This window comes from Lentzea indica, assembly GCF_012184385.1.
GTDB lineage: Bacteria > Actinomycetota > Actinomycetes > Mycobacteriales > Pseudonocardiaceae > Lentzea > Lentzea indica.
In genome coordinates, this window is sequence record NZ_VSRL01000062.1 from 23744 (window position 1) to 39501 (window position 15758).

The window sequence follows — 15758 nt, forward strand, 5'->3', positions numbered from 1 at the left end:
CGCCGCACAACCATGGATGACGTGGGTCCGACAGTATACGTAACACCATTGACGTCACACGTCATACGAGTTACGTTCGCGTTGTTCTGGACCGGCCGGACGGCCGGCTGCGCGAACGCCACCGCGCCGACTGCCGCCGACCGGATCGGCTGATTTCGTTTGTGCACCGGAGCGCGCCGCACGCGACGCCGGTGCCGGCCACCTGGTGAACGAACCGCGGCGACCCCGAACAGCGTGAGTCTCTCCGCCGTGGTCAAAACCTCGACCCACAGCAGGTCCACAAAGGACACACGTATCTGCCCCGTCCGCCGCCACGGGAGGCTGATCCAGCACCACCCGCACATCAGGAGGTCCCTTGTCCACGTCCTCGTTTCCCGCTGTACGACGGCGTATCGCACTCGCCGCCGCCATGGTGGTGACCGCCGCGATCGCCACCGCTCCCCCTGCCTCCGCCGCCACCACGACCCTTTACGCCTCCCCGTCGGGCACCGGCACCACCTGTTCCGCCAGCGAGCCGTGCGGGTTGGCCGCGGCGCAGGCCGCGGTGCGGTCTCTCAACAGCTCGATGTCCGGTGACATCGTCGTGCAGCTGGCCGACGGGGTGTACCGGCTCGCGCAGCCGCTGCGGTTCACCGCGGCGGACTCCGGCAACAACGGTTACCGCGTGCTGTGGCAGGCCGCCCCGTCTGCGCGTCCCGTCATCAGCGGCGCCAGGGCGGTCACCGGGTGGTCGGTCGCCGACGCCGGGAAGAACATCTGGCGGGCGAACATCGGTGCGGGCGTCGACAGCCGCCAGCTGTACGTCAACGGTGCGATCGCCACCCGCGCGCGAACCCAGGTGAACCGCGCCGACTTCACCTTCACCGACACGGGCATGCGTTTCTCCAACAGCGCGCTGAACTACCTGAACAACCTGGCGAACCAGAACCGCGTCGAGGTGGAGAGCGTCAACTCGTTCACCGACCGGTACTCGCCGGTGCAGAGCATCGCCGGGAACTTCCTCACGATGCAGCAGCCCGCGTGGAACAACAACACCTTCGGCTACGACACGCTCAGCAAGCCGCACCGGGCCGGGCCGTTGTACCTGGCGAACGCGTACGAGTTCCTCGACGCGCAGGGCGAGTGGTACATCAACCCCAGCGCGGGCGCGCTCTACTACATCCCGCTCGCCGGGCAGAACATGAACAACGTCAACGTGGAACTGCCGGTGTTGCAGTCGCTGGTCAACGTCGGCGGCACCTACGACGCTCCGGCGCGCAACATCACGTTCGGCGGGATCACCTTCACCGGAACGTCCTGGCTCGGCCCCAGCAGCAACCAGGGGTTCGCCGACCAGCAGACCGGTGCCTACATGGCGGGCAACCAGAACTGGCCTCCCGACCGGATCAACTCGTGCCAGCAGGGCTGCGCGCAGTTCGAGGCGGTGCGGCCGCACTGGTCCCAGATGCCCGCGGCGGTCCAGGTCTCGGCGGCCAGCGGCATCACGTTCACCGAGTCCGGGTTCTTCAACCTCGGTCAGACCGCGATCGGCATCGGCAACGACGCCAACGCACACGCCAGCGGTGTGGGGCTCGGCGCGTCCGGCATCACGGTCACCAAGTCGGAGATCGCCCGCAACTCGGCCGGCGGCATCGTGGTCGGCGGCGTGCGCGCCGACGCGCATCACCCGAGCGACCAGCGGATGGTCAACCGGGACATCACGGTCAGCTACAACCGCATCCACGACCTCGGCATCGAGTACCGGGGCAACGTGTCGGTGCTCAACACCTACGTCAGCACCGCGACCGTGGCCCACAACGAGGTCTACAACATGCCGTACTCCGGCCTGTCCCTCGGCTACGGCTGGGGCGCCAACGACGCGGGCGGCAGCAACCACTACGCCAACCGCGGTCTGTACAACTACCAGCCGCGGTACTCGACGCCCACCACCGCGTCCAACAACAAGCTCATCAACAACTACGTCCACGACGTCATGCAGCAGATGACCGACGGAGGCTGCATCTACACGCTCGCCTGGAACCCGAACGCGGAGATCAGCGGCAACTACTGCCTGCGCACCGGTGGATGGTTCGGGCTCTACTTCGACGAGGGCTCCAAGTACTACCGCGCGACCGGCAACGTCTTTTCCGCCACCGGCACGTGGGCCACCGCGAACTACTGGGGTGGCGAGAACATGGGCAACTGGACCCTCACCAACAACTGGTCGACCAACAACAGCACCAACGTGACCAACGGCGACCGCGGCAACGTCGTCAACGGCAACGTCGTCGTCTCCAACGGCAACTGGCCGGCCGGAGCCCAGGCGGTGATGGCCAACGCCGGACCGGGCGGCAGCGGTGGCGGCGGCCGGGAGAACGTCACGGTCGTCGGAACCCAGTCGAGCCGCTGCATGGACGTCGCCAGCACTTCCAACAACACCCAGGCACGGCTCTGGGACTGCAACGGCGGCACGAACCAGCGCTGGAACCACACGTCCAGCAAGCAGCTCACCGTGCAGGGCAAGTGTCTGGACGCCTCCGGCGCAGGAACCGCCAACGGCACCGCGGCGATTCTTTGGGACTGCCACGGCGGATTGAACCAGCAGTGGAACGTCAACGCCGACGGCAGCATCACCGGCGCGCAGTCCGGGCTGTGCCTCGACGCCAGCGGCAACGGGACCGCGAACGGCACGCTGATCCAGCTCTGGGCGTGCCACGGCGGCACGAACCAGCAGTGGGCCTTGCGCAACTGAACATGCCATGAAGGGCGCCTTCACCGACCTCAGGTGGATGAAGGCGCCCTTCATGGACGTGCGCGTCACGAGCAGACGGTGCTGTTCAACGTCGGGGAGAAGAACGGCGGGGTTGAGCCGGTGTAGTTCGCGTTGTAGCCGATGGTCTGCTGACCACCGGACGGCAGCGAGGCGTTCCAGGCCGCGTTGGTGACCCGGACGACGTCACCGGTGTCGGTCCACGTCCCGTTCCAGCCGTTCGTGACCGTCGCGCCGGGAGCCGAGAACGCGAAGGTCCAGCCGTTGATCGCCGACCCGCGGTTCTCGATCACGATCTCGGCGCTGTAGCCGCCCTGCCACTGGCTGAGCAGACGATGGCTCGCCTTGCAGCCACCACCGGGGTTGCCGCCCGTTGTGGTGGTAGTGGTCGTCGTCGTGGTGGTCGGACCGGCCGCCATCGCCAGCTCGTATGCGCGCTGTGGCACGAACTGGCCGGCCGGCGCGATGCAGCCGTCCGACTCGCCTGGCAGCTTGACCCACAGGAACGCGTCGATCTTCGAGTCGCCCGTGTTCGACGTGCTGGGCGTACCGATCGCACGACCGGGAGGGTCGCACCACTCGCTGCCCGCCGGGCCGTTGCCGTTGCGGCTGGTGTCCACCACGGCCTTGAGGCGGCCGTCGCCGACGGCGTTGAGCACGGCCTTGGCGAAGTTCACCGAGTCGGAGGTGGTGCGGTAGTTCGACACGTTCGTCGAGATGCCGTCGGCGCTGTTGGAGATGTCCGCGCCACGCAACCGGTTCGCGGCCTCGGCCGGGTTCAGCCACGCGGCGTGCCCGATGTCGAAGTACACCTTGGCGCCGGCGGAACCGGACTTGAGCTTCTTGCCCGCGTAGGCCATGGACGCCTTGGTCTGGTTCTGTTGGTCCGCGTTCTGACAGCTGGTCATCAGCGGCAGCACGTCGGGTTCGAGCACGATCGTCGCTGGACGGCCGGCCAGGCCCGCCGCCACCTCGTCCACCCACGCCCGGTACGCCGCGTGGGACGGCGCTCCGCCGCCGCTGGGGCCGCCGCAGTCGCGGTTGGGGATGTTGTAGACCACGAGGATCGGGATCTTCCCCGCCGACGCGGCCGCGCCGACGAACGAGCTGATCTCCGAACGGATCGACGAGGTGTTGGTGGTCGTGTACCACCGCGCCTGCGGCACCGACGCGATCCGGTCGCGGATGACCGGTGCCCGTGAGTCACCGGGGTTGGCGGCCACCCATCTCGCGCCGGAGCTCACCGGGTCGACGTAGAACGCCGACTCCGCAGCCTGGACGGTCGTGCCGCCTCCCACCGCCAGTGTGACGGCTCCGGCCACGAGGACGCCCACGGCCGCGCACGCGCCCGCCGCCCGCTTCCTCCGTGTCGTCGTGTCGCCTCTTGGAGTGCCGTGCGGGTGTTGTGGCTGAGCAGAGGAACCACGAGTCGGCGTACAGGCGCCGGCGCGTGCAGGATCGGTTGCTCTCATTCAGGTCCTCGCAGCGTCGTTGCTTGCGGTACAGGTCCGGCGGATTTGTGAGAGCGCTCCCACGTGCGGCAGGAACTGGCTCGCCGCACGGAAAATGTCAGTGCGGGCTCGGGCCAACGTAGCCACGACACCATCGCGCGTCAACGCTAAAAATGTTAGCGCTAACTTTAGCAATGGCCATTCGACAGCACGTCACGAGAAGGCGCTCCACTGTTTCGATGTGCAGATTGGGAGCGCTCCCTTCTTTTTGTAGCCCGTTCAGCTCAATCTCGCCGCAAAATCGCCGACGCCTTCTTGTGAGCGCGAACACGAAGCTGCCACACTCCAGCACAGCATGCCCACTCACCACGCTCATCGCACGTGAGCGAAGGAGAAGGCAGTGAACACTTCCGTTTGGCGCCGAAGACGTCCCGGCGCCGGAGTCCGCCCACCACAACGCCACGGGTGAGGGCGGAACAGCACCTCCGCGATTGGCCGCACGCCGACAGAACCGGTACCGCCGCACCGGTTCCAGCCCAGCGCGCTCCGATCGTCCTACCCGTCACGTCCGGCATTCCGGGCGATTTTCGAAAGTGTGGAAGATGAAACTGACATCGAGGTCAGTGTCACTTGTCCCGATCGTTTCGACAGTCGCGGCGGCGGCGCTCGGCGCGTCGTTGATCCTCGTCGCCAACAACACCCCGGCGAACGCGGCCACCACTCTCGGTGCCGCCGCCGCGCAGAGCGGCCGCTACTTCGGCACCGCCGTCGCGGCGGGCAGGATGGGTGACTCGACCTACATCGGGATCCTGAACCGCGAGTTCGACATGGTCACGGCCGAGAACGAGATGAAGATGGACGCGACCGAGCCGAGCCAGGGCCGGTTCAGCTACGGCAACGCCGACCGGATCGTGAACCACGCGCGCAACCAGGGCAAGCGGATACGCGGGCACGCACTGGCGTGGCACTCGCAGCAGCCCGGCTGGATGCAGAACATGTCCGGCACCGCGCTGCGCAACGCGATGCTGAACCACATCACGCAGGTCGCGAGCTACTACCGCGGCAAGATCTACGCCTGGGACGTGGTGAACGAGGCCTTCGCCGACGGCAACAGCGGCGGGCGTCGTGACTCCAACCTTCAGCGCACCGGCAACGACTGGATCGAGGCCGCGTTCCGCGCGGCCCGCGCGGCGGACCCCGGCGCGAAGCTCTGCTACAACGACTACAACACCGACGACTGGTCCCACGCCAAGACCCAGGGCGTGTACCGGATGGTCCAGGACTTCAAGGCCCGCGGCGTCCCCATCGACTGCGTCGGCTTGCAGTCCCACTTCAACTCCCAGAGCCCCGTCCCCTCCAACTACCAGACCACCCTGCAGAACTTCGCCAACCTCGGCGTCGACGTGCAGATCACCGAGCTGGACATCGAGGGCTCCGGGTCCGGCCAGGCGTCCAACTACGACCGCGTGACGCGGGCCTGCCTCGCCGTGGCGCGGTGCACCGGCATCACCGTGTGGGGCATCCGCGACACCGACTCCTGGCGCGCCAACGGCACCCCGTTGCTGTTCGACGGTGGCGGCAACAAGAAGGCCGCCTACACGTCGGTTCTGAACGCGCTGAACTCGGCCGGTCCCACGACGACGACCACCACCAGCACGACCACCACGACCACGTCCAACGGCCCCGGTCCGGGTGGCTGCACCGCGTCGGTGTCGCTGAACCAGTGGAACGAAGGGTTCGTCGCCACGATCAAGGTCACGGCCGGATCCGCCGCACTGCGCGGCTGGCAGGTCACGACGACCCTGTCGAACGGCACGGTCACGAACTCCTGGAGTGCCAACCGCAGCGGCACCAACGGAACCGTCAACTGGACCAATGTGGACTACAACGGCTCCGTGGCCGCCGGCCAGTCCACCGAGTTCGGCTTCCAGGGCACCGGAAGCGGAGCGGGACTCGACCCGACCTGCACCGCGAGCTGACGTCCCGATCCACACAACCGGCGGGGACGGCCCTGCGGATCGGACGAGAAGTCCGCTGCGGGGCCTCCCCTGCCCTCGGGGAGACGATGATGGCGACGACGACACGAAGGTTCTGGACACACCTCGCCGTGGTGGTGGGCCTGATCTTGACGGTGACCACCCCAGCACGGGCGGACAACCCGATCGTGCAACACATCTACACCGCCGACCCGGCACCGTTGGTCCACAACGGACGGGTCTACCTCTACACCGGGCACGACGAGGACGGCTCCACCTGGTTCACCATGAAGGAGTGGCGGGTCTGGTCCTCCGCCGACATGGTGAACTGGACCGACCACGGCTCCCCCATGAGCCTCGCGACCTTCAGCTGGGCGAAACAGGACGCGTGGGCCGGCCAGGCCGTGGAACGCAACGGCAAGTTCTACTGGTACGTCCCCGTCGTCACCAAGGCCACCGGACGCCCCGCCATCGGTGTCGGCGTCTCCGACAGCCCCACCGGCCCGTTCCGCGACGCCCTCGGCCGTCCCCTGGTGGAGAACGGCGAGATCGACCCGTCGGTCATGATCGACGACGACGGCCAGGCGTACCTGTACTGGGGCAACCCGAACCTCTCGTACGTCCGCCTCAACACCGACATGATCTCCTACTCGGGCGGCATCAACAGGATCCCGCTCACCACGGCAGGGTTCGGCACCCGCACCGGTGACCCCAACCGGCCCACCCTCTACGAGGAAGGGCCCTGGGTCTACAAGCGCAACGGCATGTACTACAACGTCTTCGCCGCCAAGTGCTGCTCGGAGTTCATCGCCTACTCCACGTCTCCCGGCCCCACCGGCCCGTGGACCTACCGCGGCACCGTGATGCCCACCCAGGGCAGCAGCTTCACCAACCACCCCGGCATCATCGACTTCAAGGGCAGCTCGTACTTCTTCTACCACAACGGCGCGCTGCCCGGCGGTGGCGGCTTCACCCGCTCCGTCGCCGTCGAGAAGTTCAGCTACAACGCCGACGGCACCATCCCGACCATGAACATGACGACGGCCGGACCACCGCCAGCGGACACGCTCAACCCCTACGGCCGCCAGGAAGCCGAGACGATCGCGTGGGGCAACGGCATCGAGACCGAGGCCGCCAGCGAAGGCGGCATGAACGTCGGTTTCATCAACAACGGCGACTACATCAAGGTGAAGAACGTTGCCTTCGGTTCCGGCGCAACGCTCTTCGCCGCCCGCGTCGCGTCCACCACGGCCGGCAGTTCCATCGAGGTCCGCTCCGGCAGCCCGACCGGTGCTCTGGCCGGCCGCTGCACGGTGCCCAACACGGGCGGCTGGCAAACGTGGACCACCGTCTCGTGCCCGGTGAGCGGGTTGACCGGCACCCGTGACCTCTACCTGAGGTTCAGCGGCGGCAACAACTATCTGCTCAACATGAACTGGTGGCAGTTCGGCTCGGGCGGCATGAGCCCGCAGCTCGACCCGAAGCCCGGTGCCCAATGAACACCCGTTCGCACCCGGACAGGTTCGGCATCATCGCGCTCATCGCGGCGCTGGTGCTGCTTATCGCCGCCGTCGCGCTGTCGCTGGTGCCGCAACCGGCACTGGCGGCGTCGCTGGTCCGGGTCACGAGCTTCGGCACCAACCCGACCGGCCTGAACATGTACGTCTACGTGCCGGACAGGGTCGCGGCGCGTCCGGCGATGCTGGTGATGGTGCACTACTGCACCGGATCCGCGGACGCCGTCCACAACGGCAACGGACGTGACTACGTCACCGGCGCGGACCGGTACGGGTACGTGATCGTCTACCCGGAGGCGACGAGGGACGGCCGCTGCTTCGACGTGTCCACGGCCAACGCGTTGCGCCGCAACGGAGGCAGCGACTCCACCGGGATCATGTCGATGGTGTCGCACGCACGCCAGCGCTACAACGTGGACCCGGCGCGCATTGTCGTGGCGGGCTTCTCGTCCGGCGCGATGATGACCAACGTGCTGGCCGCCCAGTACCCGGACGTGTTCAGTGCGGGCTCGGCGTTCTCCGGCGTCCCTGCCGGCTGCTTCGCGACGACGAACGGGTCGCTGTGGAACAGCCAGTGCTCGGGCGGGAACCTGCTGAAGTCCCCTCAGCAGTGGGGCGACCAGGCGAGGGCGATGTATCCGGGCTACACCGGCCGTTACCCGCGAATGCAGCTGTGGCACGGCACGACCGACACCACGCTGGCGTACCCGAACTTCGGTGAACAGCTCGACCAGTGGACCAACCTCCACGCGGTGAGCAGGACGCCGTCGTCGACCGACCAGCCTCAGCAGAGCTGGACCCGCACCCGCTACGGCACCACCGGCGCCGCCGCGGCCGTCGAGGGCATCAGCATCCAGGGCACCGGGCACAGCCTGCCGATGGCGGGAATGCTCGCGTATTCGATCGCCTTCCTCGGTCTGGACACCACTCCGCCCACCACAACAACCACAACAACGCCGGTGCCTCCCGGCGAGTGCGCGGTGACCGTCTCGGTCAGCGCCTGGAACACCGGCCTGACCGAGACGATCACCATCACCAACACGTCCACCGCCGCGGTGAACGGCTGGCAGCTGCGGTTCACGCTGCCGGGCGGACAGGCCATCACGGGCGGTTGGAGCGCCGCCTACTCCCCCGCCACCGGCCAGGTGACCGCGCGCAACGCCGACTACAACGCGCAAATACCGCCGAACGGTTCGGTGTCGATCGGCTTCCAGGCCACGCACACCGGCGACAGCGCACCCGCCGGCGGTTTCACGCTCAACGACGTGCGGTGCGCCGTGAGTTGACCGTCCTCGACCGATCCCCACTCCTGGTGGCCACCACCAGGAGTGCTTCAACGACCGCGAAACCCATTGGAGGACCGGCATGTCCGACCTGAACCGGCGGCAGCTCATGAAGCTCGGCGCGGGTGTCGTGCTGACGCAGGCAGGGTGGACAGCGACCGCCAACGCCGCCTCTTCCGCACCCGCCGACGTGCGCGCGATCAACGACCTCGCGCTGTGGTACGACCGCTCGGCCGGCTCCGACTGGCTGCGCGCGCTGCCGGTGGGCAACGGCCGTCTCGGCGCGATGGTGTTCGGCAACACCGACACCGAACGCCTGCAGCTCAACGAGGACACGGTCTGGGCGGGCGGTCCCCACGACTACAGCAACCCGCGCGGCGCGGGCGCGCTCGGCCAGATCAGACAGCTCGTGTTCAACAACCAGTGGACGCAGGCGCAGACGCTGATCGACCAGGCGATGCTGGGCAACCCGGCCGGTCAGCTCGCCTACCAGCCGGTCGGCGATCTCAGGCTGACGCTGCCTTCCGCGAGCGTGTCCGGGTACCAGCGGTGGCTCGATCTCACGACGGCGACGACCGTGGTGACCTACACGGCGAACAACGTGCGCTATCGGCGCGAAGTGTTCGCGAGCGCGCCGGACCAGGTGATCGCCGTGCGCCTGACCGCGGAGACACCGGGCTCGATCTCGTTCACGGCTTCGTTCAGCTCACCACAGCGCACGACGGCGTCCACTGTGGACGGCACGACGATCGCACTGGACGGCATCTCCGGCGCCCAGCGCGGAATCGCGGGCACGGTCCGGTTCCTGGCGCTGGCCAGAGCGGTGGCGGAAGGCGGCACCACCAGCAGCTCCGGTGGCACGTTGCGCGTGTCCAACGCCAACGCGGTCACCGTGCTGATCTCCATCGGTACCAGCTACGTCGACTTCCGCACGGTCAACGGCGACTACCAGGGCATCGCGCGCAGCCGCCTGAACGCCGCGCAGGGCATCGCGTACGACACCCTGCGGGCCCGGCACGTCGCTGACTACCAGGCGCTGTTCGGGCGGGTCGCCCTCGACCTCGGGCGCACGGCGGCGGCAGACCAGCCGACCGACGTCCGCATCACCCGGCACGCGAGCACCAGCGACCCGCAGTTCTCCGTCCTGCTGTTCCAGTACGGCAGGTACCTGCTGATCTCGTCGTCCCGCCCCGGCACGCAACCGGCGAACCTGCAAGGCATCTGGAACGACCAGATGGCCCCGTCGTGGGACTCGAAGTACACCCTGAACGCCAACCTGCCGATGAACTACTGGCACGCGGACACCACGAACCTCGGCGAGTGCTACCTGCCGGTGTTCCGCATGATCAACGATCTCACGGTCACCGGCGGCCGCACGGCTCAGGTGCAGTACAACGCCCGCGGCTGGGTCACCCACCACAACACCGACGCCTGGCGCGGTTCCTCGGTCGTCGACTTCGCCGCGGCCGGCATGTGGCAGACGGGCGGTGCGTGGCTCTCGACGATGATCTGGGACCACTACCGCTTCACCGGCGACGTGAACTTCCTGCGCACGTACTACCCGGCGCTCAAGGGTTGCGCGCAGTTCTTCCTCGACACGCTCGTGACCGAGCCGAGCCTCGGGTACCTCGTCACCAACCCGTCGAACTCGCCGGAGCTCAACCACCACACGAACGCCAGCGTGTGCGCCGGGCCGACGATGGACATGCAGATCCTCCGCGACCTGTTCGACGGCTGCGCCGCCGCGTCCGAGGTGCTGGGTGTCGACGCCGACTTCCGCACGCAGGTGCGGGCGGCCCGGCAGCGGCTCGCGCCGACGAAGGTCGGCTCGCGCGGCAACGTCATGGAATGGCTCCACGACTGGGTGGAGACCGAGCCGAACCACCGGCACGTCTCGCACCTCTACGGCCTGCATCCGAGCAACCAGATCACCAGGCGCGGCACTCCCCAGCTGCACACCGCGGCCCGCAGGACGCTCGAGCTGCGCGGCGACGACGGCACGGGGTGGTCGCTCGCCTGGAAGATCAATTTCTGGGCGCGGCTGGAGGAAGGCGGCAGGGCGCACGACCTCATCCGCTCCCTCGTGAGAACGGACCGCCTCGCGCCCAACATGTTCGACCTGCACCCGCCGTTCCAGATCGACGGCAACTTCGGCGCGACCTCCGGCATCGCCGAAATGCTGCTGCACAGCCACAACGGCGAGCTGCACGTGCTGCCCGCGCTGCCACCGGCCTGGCCCGCCGGCAGCGTCACGGGTCTGCGCGGGCGCGGCGGGTACACGGTCGGCGCGACCTGGAGTGCCGACGGTGCCATCACGGTGTCCGTCACGCCGGACCGCGACGGCACGGTCCGCATCCGGAACCGGATCTTCTCCGGCACCTACGAGCTGCGGGACACGACCACCGGCACCGTGATCCAACCGGCGGAGCCGGAGCCCGGCGTCGCCGAGTTCACCGTCCTGACCGGACACACCTACCGCGCGACCGGCAAGGGAACGGGATCGGGACCGGTGGTCCGGCCGGGGGTGTACTACCGCCTCGTCGCCCGGCACAGCGGGAAGTACGCGGACATCAGCGGCGTGTCCACCGCGGCGGGCGCGCGGTTGCAGCAGTGGTCGCAGACCACCGGGCTCAACCAGCAGTTCGACTTCCTCGACGCGGGCGGTGGCTACTACCGGATCCGGGCCAGGCACAGCGGTCTCGTGCTCCAGGTCGCGAGCTCGAGCAACGGCGCCGACATCACCCAGCAGAACGACACCGGCGCGACCAGCCAGCAGTGGCGCGTGGCCGACCAGGGCGGCGGGGTGATCAGCCTGGTCAACCGGCAGAGCGGCCTGGCCATGGACGTCTGGGAGGCATCGGCCGCCGACGGCGCCCGGATCTCCCAGTGGACCTCGTCCGGGGCCGAGAACCAGCGATTCCAACTCCAAGCAGTGTGACAACCGAAGGGGACAACGATGTTCCATCAGCACAAGGGATCCTGCCATGTCCCGGCATAGGATCGTGGTCGCACTGGCGGCCGCCAGTGCCGTGGTGTTCCTGGGCGCAGCGGGAATCGCGCTCGGCGGCACGGTTCCCGAAGGCCACGTCGGCGCGATGGCGGGAACGGCGGGATGCGGCAAGCCGCCCGCACTGGCGAGCGGCCAGCACACGATCAACAGCGGTGGCCAGAACCGCTCGTTCATCCTGCGGCTGCCGCCCAACTACGACAACAACCGCCAATACCGCCTGTTCGTCGGCCTCCACTGGCGAGGCGGCACCGCGAACGACGTCGACTCCGGCGGCGGCGACGGCTACAACTGGTCGTACTACGGCCTGCGGCGGCTCTCCGACCAGGCGAACAACGGCACGATCTTCGTGGCGCCGCAAGGCAACGGCAACGGCTGGGCCAACCCGGGCGGTCAGGACACCACGTTCATCGACGACCTGGTCCGGCGGCTCGACGGCGGATTGTGCATCGACACAACGCAGCGCTACGCCGGTGGTTTCAGCTACGGCGGCGGCATGTCGTACGCGCTCGCCTGCGCCCGCGCGAACGTGTTCCGCGCGGTCGTGGTCTACTCCGGCGCGCAGCTCAGCGGCTGCGACGGCGGCAACCAGCCCATCGCCTACATGGGGATCCACGGCATCAGCGACAACGTGTTGAACATCGCCCAGGGGCGCGGGTTGCGCGACAGGTTCGTGCGCAACAACGGTTGTACCGCCCAGAATCCGCGCGAACCGAGTCAGGGCAGCAGGACCCACATCGTCACCGCCTACAGCGGCTGCCGGGCCGGCTATCCCGTGGTGTGGGCGGCGTTCGACGGCGGTCACACACCGGCCCCGATCGACGGCGGGGGCGACGGCTGGCGGACCTGGACGTCCGGCGAGGCGTGGAAGTTCATCAGCCAGTTCGGGGGCGGTGGCACCACTACCACCACGACCACGACCACGACCAGCACCACGACCACCACTCCGCCCGGTGACGCGGAGTGCAAGGTCAGCGATGCGATCAACGCGTGGAACACCGGCCTGACGTCGACCATCACCATCACGAACACGGGCACGGCGCCGATCAGCGGGTGGTCACTGGCCTTCACCCTGCCCGGCGGGCAGACGATCACGGGCGGCTGGAGTGCCGGCTACTCCCCCATGTCGGGCCAGGTGACGGCGAGAAACGTCGACTACAACGCCGACATCGCGCCGAACGCGTCGATCAGCATCGGCTTCCAGGCCACCCACACCGGCAACACCTCCGCGCCGGACTCGTTCTCCCTCAACGGCAAGACCTGCGCCATCTCCTCCTGACAGAGAGTGCGAACATCCCATGCGACAGAACAACGTTCTCCGGAGGGCGCGGTGGCTGGTCGCTGCCGCGTCCACCGCCTTGCTGCTCGCCGGTGGCGGGGTGGCCGACGCACAACCGGCATCCCCTGCCACCGGCGACTCCGGCCCGGTGGCGGCCGCCTGCGGCCAGGCACCGACCCTGCGCAACGGCACCCACACGATCCAGAGCAGCGGCAAGTCCCGTCAGTTCATCCTGAGCATCCCCGACAACTACGACCCCAACCGCCGCTACCGGCTGGTCTTCGGCTTCCACTGGTGGGGCGGCACCGCTGACCAGGTCGCCGGCGGCGGCAGTGACGGCGCGATCTACGCCCACTACGGCCTGAAGGCGCTGTCGAACAACTCGGCGATCTTCGTTGCCCCGCAGGGCATCGGCAACGCCTGGGCCAACTCCGGCGGCGAGGACGTCCGGTTCGTCGACGACATGATCAGCCGGATCGAGGGTGACCTCTGCGTCGACCCGGCGCAGCGCTTCTCGCTGGGCTTCAGCTACGGCGGCGCGATGAGCATCTCGCTCGCGTGCTCACGCCCGACCATGTTCCGCGCCATCGCCGCCATCGCCTCACCGGGCGAGATCAGCGGGTGCTCCGGCGGCACCGCTCCCGTCGCGTACATGGGGATCCACGGCATCAGCGACAACATCGGCTCCGGACGGGGCCAGCGCGACAGGTGGGTCCGCAACAACGGCTGCACCCCGCAGAACGCACCCGAACCCGCGCGGGGCAGCAACACGCACATCACCACCTACTACTCGGGCTGCCGTGCCGGTTACCAGGTGGTCTGGGCACCCTTCGACGGCGGTCACCAGCAGGGACCGGTGGACGGGTGCGCGGGCTGTGAGAGCGGTGCCCGCAGCTGGGTCAAGACCGAGGTGTGGAAGTTCTTCACCGGCGACACCCCGCCCACCCCGACCACGTTCCGGCTGCGTGGCGAGGCCTCCGGCCGTTGCCTCGACGTCAACGCCGCCGGCACGGCCAACGGCACTCAGATGATCACGTGGGACTGCCACACCAACGCCAACCAGCAGTTCACCCAGAACGGACAAGCGCTGCAGGTGACGGGCAAGTGCCTGGACGCACCCAACAACGCGGCCTCCGGCACGCAGGTCCAGATCTGGGACTGCCACGGCGGCGCCAACCAGAACTGGAACATCAACACCAACGGCACCATCACCAGCGTCCAAACAGGACTGTGCCTGAACTCCGCCGGTACGGCCAACGGCGCGGCCGCGACCGTGGCGACCTGCAACGGCAGCACCAACCAACGCTGGGCCAAGGCCTAGCCGACCAGTGTGACAACCGAAGGGACAACGATGTTCCATCACCACAAGGGGCCCTGCCATGTCCCGGTCTAGGATCGTGATCGCCCTGGCCGCCGCCAGCGCCGTGGTCTTCCTCGGCGCGGCCGGCATCGCGCTCGGCGGCACGACTCCCGACGGCCACGCCGGGATCACCGCGGGGACCGCGGGATGCGGCAAGCCACCGGCGCTGAACAGCGGCCAGCACACGATCAACAGCGGCGGCCAGAACCGCTCGTTCATCCTGCGGCTGCCTCCCAACTACGACAGCAACCGCCAGTACCGGCTGTTCTTCGGCTTCCACTGGAACGGCGGCACGGGCAACGACGTCGACTCCGGCGGATCCGACGGGTACAACTGGTCGTACTACGGCCTGCGGCGGCTCTCCGACCAGGCGAACAACGGCACGATCTTCGTCGCCCCGCAGGGCAACGGCAACGGCTGGGCCAACTCCGGCGGCCAGGACCTGAGGTTCGTCGACGACATGATCAGCCGGATCGACGCCGGGCTGTGCATCGACACCACGCAACGCTTCGCCGGTGGCTTCAGCTACGGAGGCGGCATGTCGTACGCGCTCGCCTGCGCCCGCGCGAACGTGTTCCGCGCGGTCGTGGTCTACGCGGGTGGGCAGCTCAGCGGCTGCGACGGCGGCAACCAGCCCATCGGGTACATGGGTATCCACGGCATCAGCGACAACGTCCTCAACATCTCCGCGGGCCGCGGGCTGCGGGACAGGTTCGTGCGCAACAACGGTTGTACCGCCCAGAATCCGCGCGAACCGAGTCAGGGCAGCAGGACCCACATCGTCACCGCCTACAGCGGCTGCCGTGAGGGCTATCCCGTGGTGTGGGCCGCGTTCGACGGCGGGCACACGCCGGGCCCGATCGACGGCGGCGGCGACGGCTGGCGGACTTGGACGTCCGGCGAGGCGTGGAAGTTCATCAGTCAGTTCGCGGGCGGCGGCGGCCCCACGAGCACCACGACCACGCCCAACCCGACCACGTTCCGGCTGCGTGGCGAGGCCTCCGGCCGTTGCCTCGACGTGAACGGCGGCGGCACGACCAACGGCACTCAGATGATCACGTGGGACTGCCACACCAACGCCAACCAGCAGTTCACCCAGAACGGACAAGCGCTGCAGGTGACGGGCAAGTGCCTGG

The 15758-nt window shown here is 68.3% G+C and carries 9 protein-coding genes; 8 read left to right on the top strand and 1 reads right to left on the bottom strand.

Annotation, left to right across the window (positions count from 1 at the left end; all coding sequences use genetic code 11):
• The first annotated feature begins 355 nt into the window (after positions 1-355).
• Positions 356-2731 carry an RICIN domain-containing protein gene (locus FXN61_RS18880; protein ID WP_246291737.1) on the top strand — a complete coding sequence of 792 codons (2376 nt, stop codon included), beginning with the start codon at positions 356-358 and terminating at the stop codon, positions 2729-2731.
• Between the two features lie 65 nt (positions 2732-2796).
• Here the strand turns inward: FXN61_RS18880 and FXN61_RS18885 are convergent, their stop codons facing one another.
• Positions 2797-4083, bottom strand: coding sequence for a glycoside hydrolase family 6 protein (locus FXN61_RS18885; RefSeq protein WP_312877842.1), 1287 nt, complete (start codon positions 4081-4083; stop codon positions 2797-2799).
• 719 nt (positions 4084-4802) lie between these two features.
• On the opposite strand from FXN61_RS18885, the gene FXN61_RS18890 reads away from it, so the two are divergent.
• The 7 genes from FXN61_RS18890 to FXN61_RS18920 form a co-directional block, all read left to right on the top strand.
• Positions 4803-6179: a glycoside hydrolase family 10 protein gene (locus tag FXN61_RS18890; RefSeq protein WP_167975370.1), complete on the top strand. Its 1377-nt coding sequence runs from the start codon at positions 4803-4805 to the stop codon at positions 6177-6179.
• 86 nt (positions 6180-6265) lie between these two features.
• The gene (locus tag FXN61_RS18895) at positions 6266-7675 is read left to right on the top strand and encodes a glycoside hydrolase family 43 protein (RefSeq protein WP_167975371.1); all 1410 of its coding nucleotides are present in this window, start codon (positions 6266-6268) and stop codon (positions 7673-7675) included.
• Positions 7672-8979 (top strand): extracellular catalytic domain type 1 short-chain-length polyhydroxyalkanoate depolymerase, encoded by a 1308-nt coding sequence (locus FXN61_RS18900; protein WP_167975372.1) that lies wholly within the window; start codon positions 7672-7674, stop codon positions 8977-8979. The genes FXN61_RS18895 and FXN61_RS18900 overlap by 4 nt, the downstream gene beginning before the upstream one ends.
• Positions 8980-9058: 79 nt before the next feature.
• Positions 9059-11914 carry a glycosyl hydrolase family 95 catalytic domain-containing protein gene (locus FXN61_RS18905; RefSeq protein ID WP_167975373.1) on the top strand — a complete coding sequence of 952 codons (2856 nt, stop codon included), beginning with the start codon at positions 9059-9061 and terminating at the stop codon, positions 11912-11914.
• A 46-nt stretch (positions 11915-11960) separates the two neighbouring features.
• Positions 11961-13262, top strand: a complete 1302-nt coding sequence (locus FXN61_RS18910) for a CE1 family esterase (protein ID WP_167975374.1) — start codon at positions 11961-11963, stop codon at positions 13260-13262.
• Positions 13263-13281: 19 nt separating this feature from the next.
• On the top strand, positions 13282-14583 hold the full coding sequence (locus FXN61_RS18915) for a ricin-type beta-trefoil lectin domain protein (RefSeq protein ID WP_167975375.1): 1302 nt from the start codon (positions 13282-13284) through the stop codon (positions 14581-14583).
• A gap of 58 nt (positions 14584-14641) precedes the next feature.
• Positions 14642-15758, top strand: a 1117-nt coding sequence (locus FXN61_RS18920) for an RICIN domain-containing protein (RefSeq protein WP_167975376.1), incomplete at its 3' end; no start/stop codon positions are given.

Coding starts and splice junctions, on each gene's coding strand:
- FXN61_RS18890 (WP_167975370.1), top strand. CDS start 4,803: ATGAAACTGACATCGAGGTCAGTGTCACTTGTCCCGATCGTTTCGACA.
- FXN61_RS18895 (WP_167975371.1), top strand. CDS start 6,266: ATGATGGCGACGACGACACGAAGGTTCTGGACACACCTCGCCGTGGTG.
- FXN61_RS18900 (WP_167975372.1), top strand. CDS start 7,672: ATGAACACCCGTTCGCACCCGGACAGGTTCGGCATCATCGCGCTCATC.
- FXN61_RS18905 (WP_167975373.1), top strand. CDS start 9,059: ATGTCCGACCTGAACCGGCGGCAGCTCATGAAGCTCGGCGCGGGTGTC.
- FXN61_RS18910 (WP_167975374.1), top strand. CDS start 11,961: ATGTCCCGGCATAGGATCGTGGTCGCACTGGCGGCCGCCAGTGCCGTG.
- FXN61_RS18915 (WP_167975375.1), top strand. CDS start 13,282: ATGCGACAGAACAACGTTCTCCGGAGGGCGCGGTGGCTGGTCGCTGCC.